The sequence below is a fragment of the Embleya sp. NBC_00888 genome (assembly GCF_045207655.1).
Classification (GTDB): Bacteria; Actinomycetota; Actinomycetes; order Streptomycetales; family Streptomycetaceae; genus Embleya.
In genome coordinates this window covers 6089919-6102835 of record NZ_CP108784.1, presented here as the reverse complement: position 1 = coordinate 6102835, position 12917 = coordinate 6089919, and the positions used below count along the sequence as shown (strand labels likewise).

Sequence of the window (12917 nt, the reverse complement as noted above, 5' to 3'; positions counted from 1 at the left end):
GCCAGACCGTGCGCGGTCCCCGAACCGACGCTGTGAGCCGACCGGGGGGAAGGCCGCAATCATGGTCAGGGAGGCCCGCTTGCTCGGGAGGAGGGTGCGACCGCGGTGTCCGAGGGGGAGATCGGCCGAATACTGAACAATCGTTACCGCCTGAGCCGCAGTCTCGGCCGAGGCGGTATGGGCGAGGTCTGGCTGGCCGTGGACACCGCCCTCGGCCGCGAGGTCGCGGTCAAGGAACTGCTGCTGCCCAAGTCCCTGGACGCCGGGTCGCAGCGGTCCTGGCTGGAGCGCAGCAAACGCGAGGCGATCGCCGCGGCCCGCATCCGCCACGAGAACGTGGTGACGGTGCACGACGTCTTCGAAGAGGACGGTTTGCCGTGGATCGTCATGGAATTGGTGATTTCGCGCTCACTGGCCGACGTGATCCGCGCGGAGGGTCGACTCGACCACGCCGAGGCGGCCCGGATCGGTCTGGACGTGCTGCGGGCCCTGCGGGCCGCGCACGCCAAGGGTGTGCTGCACCGGGACGTGAAGCCGGCGAACGTGCTCCTGGGCATGGACGGCCGGGTGGTGCTCACCGACTTCGGCATCGCCACCTTCGCCGACGCGCCGCAGGTCACCCAGTTCGGCGAACTGCTGGGCACCCCCGGCTATCTCGCGCCCGAGCGCGCGGAGCAGTTCGCCCGGGGCCGGGCCCGCGTGCTCACCGACGACGCGTCGAGCGAGCACACGCTCGCCGACCATCCGGACGCGCTGGATCCGGCGTCCGACCTGTGGTCGCTGGGCGCGACGCTGTACGAGATGGTCGAGGGTCTCGCGCCGTTTCGTCGGGCCTCTCCCGTGGAGGTCGTGGACGCGGTGGTCAACGCGCCGCCCGCGCCGCCCCGGCACGCGGGTCCGCTGGAGCCGGTGATCATGGGCCTGTTGCGCAAGGACCCGACCCGGCGCCTGGACGCCAAGGAGACCGACGCGCTGCTGACCCGGGTCGTGCAGGACTCGGTACCGGTGACCTGGGGCGGCGACCCACTGCCCCGGCGCGCGGTCGAGGAGTGGGACGAGGACGCCGAGGCGACCTACGCGGGCGGGCCGCCGACCGACGAGCCGGCCCCGCGCCGCCTCGGCCGCGCCCGGTGGTGGCGGCGCACCCGGATCGCGCTGCCCGCCGCGCTGGCCTTCCTGCTGGTCGCGGTGGGCGCGTCCTGGCTCGCGGTGGAGAACAACCGGGCCGAGGGCGGCACACACGCGCCCGACCCGTTCGCCGATCTGCGTGAGAAGTCGCCCACCTACCGGGCGATGGTGGCCCGGGGGCGGATCATCGTCGGGGTCAAGCCGGACCAGCCGGGGTGGAGCGTGCGCACCGGCGATCAGGCGTACCAGGGCTTCGACGACGACGTCGCCCGGATGATCGCGGACGACCTCGGGTTCAAGGACCGCGTCACGTTCATGGACGTGGAGACGCAGAACCGCGAGTACCGGATCACCAGCGGGCAGGTCGACCTGGTCGTGGCCAGTTACACGATCAACGCCGCCCGGTCGCAGAAGGTCTCGTTCGCCGGGCCGTACTTCATCGCGGGCCAGGACTTCCTGGTGCGCACGGACGAGCCGGGTGTCGACGGTCCCGAGGACCTCGCCGACAGCGCGGTGTGCGTGGTGCGCGAGTCGACGTCGGCCGTCCGCGTCCGCAGCGAGTTCCCGACCATGAAGGTCCAGGAGCGCGGCAAGTACTCCGAGTGCGTGGACGAGTTGCTGGCCAAGAACGTGCGCGGGGTCAGCACCGACGACGCGATCCTGTCCGGCTTCGTCGCCCAGCACCCGGGCACGCTGCGCATCCTGGGCCGGCCGTTCTCGGACGAGCCGTACGGCGTGGGGCTGAGCAAGGGCGACGTCGCACTCGCGGAGGCGGTGTGCGGGGCGCTGAACCGGCACATCGCCAACGGTGACTGGCAGCGCGCCTACGACGTGCGACTGCGTCCGCTGGGCCTGCCGCAGCCGCGCGCGCCGCAGTGCCGGGTGGCCGAATAGCGCGGGTGCCCCGACGGCGGCCGGCGGCGCTCAGTCCGCCCTGGGCACGATCAGCGTGACGGTCAGCCCTCCGCCCTCGCGCGCGGCGAAGTCGATCGTGCCGCCGCTCGCGCCCAGCAGCGTGCGGGCGATCGACAGGCCCAGGCCGGAGCCGTCCACGTTCTGGTGCCGCGGGCTGCGCCAGAACCGGTCGCCCACCCGGCGCAGTTCCTCGAAGGTCAGTCCCGGGCCGCGGTCGCTGACCCGGATCTCCACGCGGCTGCCCACCGCCGAGCACGCGACGGTGATCGTGGTGTCCTCGGGAGCGAACTTGAGCGCGTTGTCCAGGATGGCGTCCAGCGCGCTGCCCAGGGTGACCGGATCCACGTTGCCGGTCAGCGCGAGCGGGCCCTCCTGCTCGAACCGACGACCGCGCGAGCGGGCCAGCGTCTGCCACGCGTCCACTCGCTCGTGCACCAGGGCCGCGACGTCCACGGCCCGGGCGGACGGGCGCGCGTTCTCGGCCAGCGCCAGCTCCAGCAGTTCGTCCAGGACGTGGGTGAGCCGACGGCCCTCGTCGCGGACCCCGTCCAGCGTCTCGCCGTGGCCGGGCGGCAACGACAGGCCCAGTTCCTCGATCCGCAGCAGCAGCGCGGACAACGGGTTGCGCAGTTGGTGCGAGGCGTCCGCGGCGAACGCCCGCTGCTGGTCCACGACCGTCTCCACGTGGTCCGCCATCTCGTTGAACGACCTTGCCAGGCGCCGGAGTTCGGGTGGGCCCTGGGCGCCGGCCACGCGGGCCCCGAGCCGGCCGGTGGCGATCTCGTGGGTCACCGAGTCGAGCACCCGGACCGGGCGCAGCACCCATCCGGTGAGTCGGGTCGCCAGCAGCAGCGCGGCGAGCACCGCGACCACCTCTCCGGCGAACAGAATCAGCCACACCCGCTGGATCTTCGAGCGCATCCGGCCGGTCGGCGAGTCGGTGAGCACGACCGCGACCACGTCGCCCCGGTGGATCACCGGGACCGCGACCACGATGCGATCGCGCTGCCAGGGCCACACCTGTCCGGGGTCGTCGCTGCGTCGCCCGGCCAGCGCCTCGGTGAACGCGGGCGAGCGCGGGTCGATCCGAAATCCCGGACGCGACACGGCGATCGGCTGACCGCGCCGGTCGAACGCGCCCACCCGGATGCCGTAGACGGCCTCGTAGCGCTCCAGTTCGGAGCGCAGCATGTCCAGGTCGGCGGCGTCCGGACCGGGCCGCGCCCCGCCGTCGGTCTGCGCGCGCACGGTGTCGGAGACCACGGTCAACTGGGTGTCCGAAACGAAGCGGGTGAGATCGTCCACCCGGTCCCGGATCAGCTCCTGCTGATGGGCGGACGCGCGGGAGATCGCCAACGGGATGCCGAGCGCGATGAGCACTGCGGTCATCAGGGCGAGGAGCAACGCGAGCAGGCGGGTGCGCACAGGAACCGGTGACGATCCTTCGGGAAGCCGGTGGGATCAGGCTTCGGGGACGACACGGTAGCCCACGCCGCGCACCGTCTCGACGATCGCGGGATTGCCGAGCTTGGACCGCAGCGACGCGACGTGCACCTCCAGGGTGCGGTTGTTGCCCGCCCAGCTCGTGTGCCAGACCTCGCTGATGATCTGCTCGCGCCGGAACACCACGCCCGGGCGCTGGGCCAGCAGCGCGAGCAGGTCGAACTCCTTGCGGGTGAGCACCACGTCGATGCCGCCGACGGTGACCCGCCGGGTGGCCGGGTCCAGTTCGATGCCGCCGGGTCCCTTGGCGGCCGGGGGACTCTCCGCGGCCGGCGCGTCACTGCGCGTGCGTCTGCTCACCGCGTGTATTCGGGCCAGCAGCTCGCCGATGTCGTAGGGCTTGGTGACGTAGTCGTCGGCGCCCAGGTTCAGGCCGTGTATCCGGGACCGGATGTCCGCACGCGCGGTGACCATGATCACCGGGACGTCGCACAGCCGCCGGATCCGGCTGCACACCTCGAATCCGTCGTGGTCGGGCAACGACAGATCGAGCAGCACCACGTCGGGGACGTCGTCGATCGCGGCGAGGGCTTCCTCGCCGGTGGTGGCGTGCCGCACGGTGAAGCCGTGCCGACCCAGGACCGCGCGTAGCGGCGCGGCGACTCGCAGATCATCCTCGACGAGCAGGAGGCGCACGTGGTTCCTCACATCTGACGGTCCGTTACCGACTCTTGACCTCAAGACAAGCTCAAGTGCACTGACTCGGGGGGTGCTGCCTGCCCTAGTGTCACGCACCACCCGGCGTCGCCGGGAGACTCTCGAACCCACCTGCCACCCGGTCGCGCAAAAAGATACGGGACGACTCTGGACGGAGCCCGCCATCGTGACGACGGATGCCTCTGACATCGCACCGAAGCCGCCGGTGCTCGCCAAGAGCGACACCACCAAGGACGCCCACCCCGGCGAGCCCCTCGTCGTGTTGGAGAACGTCAACAAGCACTTCGGCGCCCTGCACGTGTTGCAGGACATCGACCTGACGATCCACAAGGGCGAGGTCGTCGTCGTCATCGGTCCGTCCGGATCGGGCAAGTCGACCCTGTGCCGCACGATCAACCGCCTCGAGGCGATCGACGGCGGCCGGATCACCATCGACGGGAACCTGCTCCCGCAGGAGGGCCGCGAGCTCGCCCGGCTGCGCTCGGACGTCGGCATGGTGTTCCAGTCGTTCAACCTGTTCGCGCACAAGACGGTGCTACAGAACGTGACGCTCGGCCCACTCAAGGTGCGCCGGGAGAAGGCCGACGTGGTCACCCGTCGGGCGCACGAACTGCTGGACCGGGTCGGCGTGGGCAGTCAGGCGGACAAGTATCCGGCGCAACTCTCCGGTGGTCAGCAGCAGCGCGTCGCGATCGCCCGTGCGCTGGCCATGGAGCCCAAGGTGATGCTCTTCGACGAGCCCACCTCGGCGCTCGACCCGGAGATGATCAACGAGGTCCTCGAGGTCATGCGCGACCTGGCCCGCGAGGGCATGACGATGGTCGTGGTGACCCACGAGATGGGCTTCGCGCGCTCCGCCGCGAACCGGGTGATCTTCATGGCGGACGGCCGCATCGTCGAGGAGAACACGCCCGAGGAGTTCTTCAGCAACCCGCGCAGCGACCGTGCTCGGGACTTCCTCTCCAAGATCCTGCATCACTGAGTCCGTCCCGCCTCCCCTAGTCGCATCGGGCGCCGTCGGCGCGCCCGGTCCGATCGGCGGCACGACTCGCGCTTCGCCCCACGAGTTTCTGTTGTCCTCAGGCCTGTTTCGCCTCATTCACGCAAGGACGTTGATCATGAAGATGCGCTCATCCGTGGCCGTCGCCGGCATCGCCGTGCTCGCCCTGTTCGGTACCGCGTGCGGCAAGGACGGTTCGCCGGAGGCCAAGACGCCGGGCGGCAGCACCGGTGGTTCGCAGGGCGCGCCCGGCGCTCCCGGTGCCGCCAAGCCCGAGCTGCCCACCTACATGCCCAAGACGGACGTCGCGCTCACCGGCTCGAAGACCTTCGACAACGCCAAGAAGCGCGGCAAGCTGGTCGTCGGCGCCAAGGAGGACCAGCCCTTCCTCGGCTCCAAGGACCCGGCCACCGGCAAGTACTCCGGCTTCGACATCGAGATCGCCAAGATGATCGCGGCCGACCTGGGCTTCGGCCCGGACAAGATCGAGTTCAAGGCCATCGCGTCGACCAACCGTGAGAACGCGCTGGTCAACGGTGACATCGACTACTACGTCGGCACCTACAGCATCACCGACAAGCGCAAGGAGCAGGTCTCCTTCGCCGGTCCGTACTACATCGCCGGTCAGTCCCTCCTGGTCCGCAAGAACGAGACCGCGATCACCGGCAAGGACACCATCAAGGGCAAGACGGTGTGCTCCGCGAAGGGCTCCACGCCGCTGCAGAACCTGCAGACCAAGTTCCCCGACACCACCACCCGGGTGTTCGACACGTACTCGCTGTGTGTCGAGAGCCTGCTGTCGAACCAGGTCGACGCGGTCTCCACGGACGACGCGATCCTCAAGGGCTACGCGGCCAAGGACCCGGGCGCGCTCAAGGTGGTCGGCGAGCCGTTCACCACCGAGAACTACGGCGTCGGCCTGAACAAGGACGACGCGGTGTTCCGCAACGCGGTCAGCGACGCCCTCGAGGCACACGAGAAGAGCGGCGACTGGAAGAAGGCGTACGACGCCACGCTCGGCCTGTCCGGCTCCGCCGCCCCGGCCATTCCGGCGCTCGTCCGCTACTGACCGTCGACCGTCGTGCGCCGACCGGTCCCGGCTCCCCCGGGACCGGTCGGCGCACGACCCCTCCCGCTCCCCGCCGCACGTGACCGGGGGAACGGGCCGTCACCCCACCCCTGAACCCACGATCACGGAGAGGAGGGCTCGATCACGATGCTCGAGGTGATCCAGGACAACTGGGATCTCTTGCGGCACGGCTTCGTCGGGACGCTCAAGCTGACCGTCGTCTGTGGGATCGTGTCGCTTCTGCTCGGCACGCTGATAGCCGCGTGTCGGGTCTCGCCGGTGCCCCCGCTGCGCTGGTTCGGCACCGCCTACGTCAATCTGTTCCGCAACACCCCCCTGACGCTGATCTTCTTCGCCGTCGCGCTCGGCTTCCCCAAGCTGCGCTTCAACCTCTCCTTCTTCCAGTTCGCGGTCATCGCGCTGAGCACGTACACCGCCGCCTTCATCTGCGAGGCGATCCGCTCGGGCATCAACACCGTCCCGATCGGTCAGGCCGAGGCCGCCCGCAGCCTGGGCATGTCCTTCACCCAGACGCTGAGCCAGATCGTGCTGCCGCAGGCCGGTCGGGCGGCGGTCCCGCCGATCGGCAGCCTGCTGATCGCGATGGTCCGCAACTCGGCCATCGCCAGCGCCTTCAACGTCACCGAACTCATGGGCACCCAGGCGCAGATGGTGGAGAACGGCTACAAGTCGCTGTGGGTCCTGCTGTGGATCGCGGTCGGCTATCTGATCATCACCTTGACCATGAGCGCGCTCCTCGCCGCGCTCGAGAAGAAGCTGGCGGTGGTCCGATGAGCCGCGAAGCGAGTGTGCTGTTCGACGTACCGGGCCCCAAGGCGCGCCGGCGCAACCTGATCATCGGCGTGCTCGGCAGCGTGGCCCTGCTCGCGTTCATGGTCTTCGTGGTCGTGCGGTTCGAGGACACCGGCCAGTTCGAGGCGGCCAAGTGGGACCCGTTCCAGTACACGGGTGTCCAGCAGTTCATCTTCGACGGCCTCAAGGCGACCCTGAAGGCGTTCGCGCTGGCCGCGGTGTTCTCGATCGTGCTCGGTGCCTTCCTGGCCGCCGGCCGGCTCTCCGATCACAGGATCGTGCGCTGGGCCTCGACCACGTTCGTCACCTTCTTCCGCGCCATGCCGCTGCTGGTGCTGATCTTCATGCTCTACCTCGTCCCGGGCAGCCAGGGCTGGTGGAAGTGGGATCCGATGTGGCCGCTGGTGGTCGGCCTGACCATCTACAACGGCACCGTGCAGGCGGAGAACATCCGCGCGGGCATCCTCGCCGTGCCCAAGGGCCAGAGCGAGGCGGCCTACGCGCTGGGCATGCGCAAGACCCAGGTGATGACGATGATCCTGGTCCCGCAGGGCATCCGCACCATGCTCCCGACGATCATCAGCCAGGTCGTGGTGACCCTCAAGGACACCTCGCTCGGCTTCCTGATCACCTACCCGGAACTGCTCGCGGCGGCCAAGCTGATCGGTGGCTACCAGGACTACCACATGCCGTTCATCCCGGTCACGATCATCGTCGGCACGATCTACGTCGCGATGTGCATGCTCCTGTCCGCGTTCGCCACGTGGCTCGAGCGCAGGCTGCGCACCTCGCGCAAGGGCAAGCCGCCGGCCGCCGCCACGCCGGCGCCGGGCGAGTTGTCCCGCGACGCGATGGCCGTCTGACCCCGCCGGACGCACCGTCCCACCCCCGCACCACCGACCGACGCCCCGCGGTGAACGCCACCCGCGGGGCGTCGCTTTGTCGTCGAAGGGCCCCGGTGCCGGATGATGGGCGACGAGTACGACACGTCTTGCAACACTTGGGGGGCCACGATGGCGGGCAACGCTCCGCGCGCGGACTCGGTGATCATCGCGGGTGCCGGGCCCGCCGGTTTGGCGGCCGCCCTGGCACTGGCCGGGCGCGGGGTGCGTTCGGTCGTGGTGGACTCCGGCAACGGCACACCGCGGGCGGGCTCGCGCGCGTGCGCGCTCGACGGCGCGACGCTGGCCTTCGTCTACGACCTGACCGGCACCCGGCTCGACGGCGCCGCCGAGCCGTGGGGCGTACAGCGGATCCGCCGACGCAGCCGCGACGTCCCGCAGCCGGTCGACGAGCCGGCGGCTCCGGTTCGCTACGGGCTCTCCCAACAGCGCCTGGAACGCGCCCTGTTGGACGCCGTGCACGCGAGCCCACTGGTGACCACCGCGTGGCGGCATCGGATCGAGGGGGTCGAACAGGACGAGACCTCGGTCACCCTGCTCGCCCGCGGCCCCGGCGGCCCGGTCAAGTGGCGCGCGCAGTGGCTGGTCGCCTGCGACGGTTCGCGCTCGGTGGTCCGGCGCGCGGTGAACGTGCGCTTCCCCGGCCGCCCGCGGGTGGACCGCCTGTTGTGCGCGGACGTCAAGGTACGGCTGCCCCGCCGGATCACCGCGACCTCGCTGGTCCCACCGGATCCCTCGCTCGCCGACGAACCACCGACCCCGGACACGAGCGGGCCGGCCACCCCGTGGTTGTTCGTGGACCCGCCCTTCCACCGCGGCGGTACGGTCCTGGCCCAGCCGCTGCCGGACGACGTATGGCGACTGACCTGGCAACTCCCGATGGCCCACGGGGTGGCCAAGGCCGCCGAGGAGACCCGGGTGATCCAGGTCGTCGGCGACCTGGCCGACCCCAAGCGGGTCTCCGCGCGGGTGCGTTCGGTGTTGCGCACGCTGGACGCGCTCTCCCCCGACTCCGACGGGGCCGAGGATCCCGCGCACGACCTGCTGTGGAGCGGCGAGTACGAGGTGCACCAGCGGCTCGCCCGCCGCTTCCGGGTCGGCCGGGTGCTGCTCGCCGGGGACGCCGCGCACCTGGTCCACCCGTCCGCCGCGGACGCGGTCGAACTCGGCCTCCAGGACGTCCGCAACCTGGCCTGGAAGCTGGCCTTCACGCTGCGCGGATACGCCCCGATCCGGCTGTTGGAGACCTACCACGGCGAGCGCCGGGGGGCCGCCCGGCGACGGCTGGCGCTCGGCGAGGACGCGCTGCACTTCCTCGCGCCGGTGAGTCCGGCGCAGAAGATGGGCCGCCGGCTGACCCTGATGGGCGCACGCGGCAAGGGCACCACGTTGCGCCGGCTCGACCCGCGCGGTCCGGCCGCGAGCACGTCGGGCCCCGACTACACCGGCTCGCCGCTGCTCACCCCCGGCCCCGGGGTCGGCGAATGCATCCGGGACGTCCCGGTGGTCCGCGCGGACGGAGCCGACGGGTGGCTGACCGAGTGTCTGGACCGAGGACTGGTCGTGCTGTTGATCGCCCCCGGCATAGAGGTGTGGCACGGCGACCGCTGGCGCGAGGCGGGCCTGATGCCGCGGCTGCGCGCGCGCCTGGACAAGCTCGCCGCACCGGCCGAGTTGGTGGTCACCCCGGAGTACCCGGGCGCCGGCGCGCACACGATCCTGCTGATCCGGCCGGACGGCTACCTCGCGGCGCACCTGCCCCCCGAGCACCTGGACATCCTCGAGGAGACCATCGACCGCGCCCGCGGCGCGGGGCACTGACGCGGCGGCCGGAACCGCCTCGTCCTCGAACGCCGGGCGGGCCGACCACCGATCGGCCCGCCCGGCGTTCGAGGACGGCGGGCCGGGCCCGGATCAGATCCCGTAGTGCCAGGTGGTGAGCATGTACGCGCCGTACCACATGCCGAACAGACACATTCCGGCGAGCATCAGTGCCGCCGTACGCGTGCGGGCTCGCGCGAGCACCGTCGCGAGCGGGACGAAGAACAGCAGCGTGGGGATCATCAGCCGCAACTTCGAGTGGTAGTAGTTGCTCTGGCACAGCGTCATCACCAGTATCGACAGGCCGTACACCGCCAGCGGCGGCCAGATCCGTCGGTTCAGCGCGACCAGCGAGCCGACCACGGCCGCGATGATCAGCACCGCCGTACTGACCGCTATCCACTGGTCGCCGTTGCGCAGTGTGTCGGTCAGGAAGTCCCAGAGCGCCTCGCCGTTGTCCCACCTGGTGCCCCAGCCGGCGTCCTGGATGGTGAACCACGCGTCGGTCTCACCGAGCCGGGTGCCCACCCACAGCAGGTACATCGGCATGCCCAGACACGCGATCACACACGCCGCGATCGGCGGGTACAGCAGCCGCCGGTGTTGCCACATCTCCAACAGCGCGGCCACCCCCAGCGCGGCGATCGCCGCGATGCCGGCCGGTCGGGTGACGCTGGTCAGGCACGCGAGCAGGCCCGCGGTCATCCAGGCCCGTCGGTGCGCCGCGAGCAGCGTGCCCACCGCGAGCGCCAGGAACAGCGTCTCGCTGTAGGCCATCGAGAAGACCACGCCCATCGGCTGCGCACCGCCCACGAGCACCGTCATCACCAGCGCCGCGCGCCGGTCGTACAGGCGCTTCATGAACACGTACAGCACGCACAGCGCGACGGCGGTCGCGAGGTGTCCGGCGATCAGGCCGGCCGTCTCGTAGTCGGTGCCGGTCAGGTAGTGCACGATCCGGACCAGGCCCGGATACAGCGGGAAGAACGCGAGGGTGTTGCCGGTGAGATCGCCCTCGGGGGTGTACGTGAAGCTGTCCGGGTAGCCGTGCGCGGCGACGTCCACGTACCAGTGCGCGTCCCACTGCAACAGTCGGTCGCGCAGGCTCGGACCGCCCGCCGGGATCATCCACGAGAGCACCAGCAGTTGGAGCACGGCGGTGCCCGCGTACACCGCCAACGGCGGCCACAGCAGCCGGATGCCGCGCTCCGCGACCGACAGGGCCCCCGACGAGTTCTCGTCGGGAGCGCCCCGGCCCGAAGTGGAGGGCGGCGCGCCCGGTATCCGGGGCTCGTCGATGACGGTCAACACGTACTCCTCAGTGGGTTCCGGTTCTTCAACGTCGAGGGCAACTGACACGGTTGACGCCCTTCGCGCGTTTTCTGTGTGGCCTATGTCACGCGTTCGACTTCTGACGCCCTGTCAACTCCGGGTGCGAAGTTCTACTGTGCTGCTTCGTAGTCCGTTCGGAGGAGTCGCATGCCCGTCGCACCGCAGATCCAGCCGATTCTCGACGCTGTCGCCGCCGCGCCGCCCCTTCCGGCCGACCTGCCCCTGGCGGAGCGTCGTGCCGCGTCGAACAAAGCTCTCGAGTCGTCCATCCTCGCGTTCGTCGAGCCCGCGCCGGAAGGTGTGACGACGCGGGATGTGAACATCACCGTGAAGGAGCCCGAACCGGGCAAGATCACCGCCCGCGTGTACACGCCGGCCGGCGCCGCCCCCAGGGGCGGTCGTCCAGGCTACGTGTACCTGCACGACGGCACGTGGTGGCACGGCTCGGTGGACCGCTCCGACGCGCACTGCGCGCACATCGCCGCCGAGAGCGGCGCCGTGGTGATCTCGGTCGAGTATCGCCTGGCACCCGAATTCAAGTTCCCGTGGCCCCTGGAAGACGTGTACGCCGCGTGGATCTGGGTCCAGGAGCGCGCCTTCCAACTCGGCGTCAACCCGGACAAGGTCGCCATCGGCGGCGCGGGCGCGGGCGGCAACCTGGCCGCGGCCTGCGCGATCATGCTGCGCGACCGCCGCCAGCCGACCCCGCTCGCCCAGGTGCTGGACGCCCCGATCCTGGACCTGACCCTGTCCGGGGCCTCCGTGCAGGAGAACGGCGAGGGCCGGCTGCTCACCCGCGAGGCGCTGGAGGAGGCGATCCGGCTCTACCTGACCAGCCCGCGCAGCGAGCGCACCGACCCGCTCGCCTCACCGCTGCTCGCCGAGGACCTCGCCGGGCTGCCCACCGCGCTGGTGCTCACCGGCGAGTACGACCCGCTGCGGGACGAGGGCGAGGCCTACGCGAAGCAGTTGGAGGCGGCCGGCGTCGCGGTCGAGGCCAAGCGCTGGGACGGTTTCGTGCACGGCGCGGGCGAACTCACGGCGTTGTTGCCCGAGGCGCGCGAGTACCGCTCGACGATCGCGCGGTTCCTCGAGCGCACGCTGACCTGATCGGGCGGGGCCGCCTCACTCCGCCCCGCCCCGGACATGCGGCGGCCGTCCCGTCGGGCTTGCGCTCGACGGGACGGCCACAGGTCCACGGCCTTCGGGCGACAGCAGAAACATCCGGCGCGCGGACACTCCAAGTGTGGCCTGCATGATCGAATCCGGCCACCCCTCGGCCCCATTTTGATCATGAATCTCGCCGTTTTTGACCGGCTGCACGTGCCTACTCGTGCCCGGCCGGGCTGTCCTGTGCCTCGATCGCCTCTTGCACGGTGTCGTGCACGGCCACCATCAGGGTGAAGCCGGTCAGCCGCAGCACCCGCGCGACCGCCCGGGTCGGCGCGATGAGTTGCAACGAACCACCCGCCTCGCGGGCCCGCCGCTCGGCCCGGACCAGGATCCGCAGGCCGAACGAGTCGATGAACGCCACCGAGGACAGATCGAGCAGCAGCCGGGTCAGCCCGGCCGACACCTGTCGGCTCAGCGCGTCGTCGAGCACCGGACCGCTGTCCATGTCGATCTCGCCGTGCACGGTCACCAATGTGTGATCGGCTCCGACCGTCGACACCTGCACCAGGAGGGGACCACTCGCATCGTTCACGGGCGCATGCCTACCCTTCGTTCCCGGGAGCACACCTCATGTGTCCCGCAGGGATCGGCAAGACGCGCACGT

At 70.6% G+C, this 12917-nt stretch carries 11 protein-coding genes; 7 read left to right on the top strand and 4 right to left on the bottom strand.

Annotation, left to right across the window (positions count from 1 at the left end; genetic code table 11):
* Positions 1-105 precede the first annotated feature (105 nt).
* Positions 106-2022 (top strand): bifunctional serine/threonine-protein kinase/glutamate ABC transporter substrate-binding protein, encoded by a 1917-nt coding sequence (locus OG948_RS26130; protein WP_406298781.1) that lies wholly within the window; start codon positions 106-108, stop codon positions 2020-2022.
* A 30-nt stretch (positions 2023-2052) separates the two neighbouring features.
* On the opposite strand, the gene OG948_RS26125 is transcribed toward OG948_RS26130, so the two are convergent.
* Together OG948_RS26125 and OG948_RS26120 are read right to left on the bottom strand one after the other, a co-directional pair.
* Positions 2053-3468 (bottom strand): sensor histidine kinase, encoded by a 1416-nt coding sequence (locus tag OG948_RS26125; protein WP_395869393.1) that lies wholly within the window; start codon positions 3466-3468, stop codon positions 2053-2055.
* Positions 3469-3504: 36 nt separating this feature from the next.
* Positions 3505-4182: a response regulator transcription factor gene (locus OG948_RS26120; protein WP_406298780.1), complete on the bottom strand. Its 678-nt coding sequence runs from the start codon at positions 4180-4182 to the stop codon at positions 3505-3507.
* Between the two features lie 226 nt (positions 4183-4408).
* On the opposite strand from OG948_RS26120, the gene OG948_RS26115 reads away from it, so the two are divergent.
* From OG948_RS26115 to OG948_RS26095, 5 genes are all read left to right on the top strand, one after another.
* Positions 4409-5185 (top strand): amino acid ABC transporter ATP-binding protein, encoded by a 777-nt coding sequence (locus OG948_RS26115; protein WP_395869600.1) that lies wholly within the window; start codon positions 4409-4411, stop codon positions 5183-5185.
* Between the two features lie 136 nt (positions 5186-5321).
* On the top strand, positions 5322-6272 hold the full coding sequence (locus OG948_RS26110; RefSeq protein WP_406298779.1) for a glutamate ABC transporter substrate-binding protein: 951 nt from the start codon (positions 5322-5324) through the stop codon (positions 6270-6272).
* A 147-nt stretch (positions 6273-6419) separates the two neighbouring features.
* Complete coding sequence (locus OG948_RS26105; RefSeq protein WP_406298778.1) at positions 6420-7067, top strand: amino acid ABC transporter permease; 648 nt, start codon at positions 6420-6422, stop codon at positions 7065-7067.
* The gene (locus tag OG948_RS26100; RefSeq protein ID WP_406298777.1) at positions 7064-7948 is read left to right on the top strand and encodes an amino acid ABC transporter permease; all 885 of its coding nucleotides are present in this window, start codon (positions 7064-7066) and stop codon (positions 7946-7948) included. Before OG948_RS26105 ends, OG948_RS26100 begins: the two co-directional genes overlap by 4 nt.
* Positions 7949-8098: 150 nt before the next feature.
* A complete protein-coding gene (locus tag OG948_RS26095) occupies positions 8099-9808 on the top strand; it encodes an FAD-dependent monooxygenase (protein ID WP_406298776.1) in 1710 nt (569 codons plus the stop codon).
* A 93-nt stretch (positions 9809-9901) separates the two neighbouring features.
* Here the strand turns inward: OG948_RS26095 and OG948_RS26090 are convergent, their stop codons facing one another.
* Positions 9902-11119, bottom strand: a complete 1218-nt coding sequence (locus OG948_RS26090; RefSeq protein ID WP_406298775.1) for a hypothetical protein — start codon at positions 11117-11119, stop codon at positions 9902-9904.
* A gap of 168 nt (positions 11120-11287) precedes the next feature.
* Between OG948_RS26090 and OG948_RS26085 the strand changes: the two genes are divergently transcribed.
* Positions 11288-12250 carry an alpha/beta hydrolase gene (locus tag OG948_RS26085; RefSeq protein WP_406298774.1) on the top strand — a complete coding sequence of 321 codons (963 nt, stop codon included), beginning with the start codon at positions 11288-11290 and terminating at the stop codon, positions 12248-12250.
* A gap of 217 nt (positions 12251-12467) precedes the next feature.
* Here OG948_RS26085 and OG948_RS26080 read toward each other — a convergent pair whose 3' ends face one another.
* Positions 12468-12845 carry an STAS domain-containing protein gene (locus OG948_RS26080; RefSeq protein ID WP_406298773.1) on the bottom strand — a complete coding sequence of 126 codons (378 nt, stop codon included), beginning with the start codon at positions 12843-12845 and terminating at the stop codon, positions 12468-12470.
* Positions 12846-12917 lie beyond the last annotated feature (72 nt).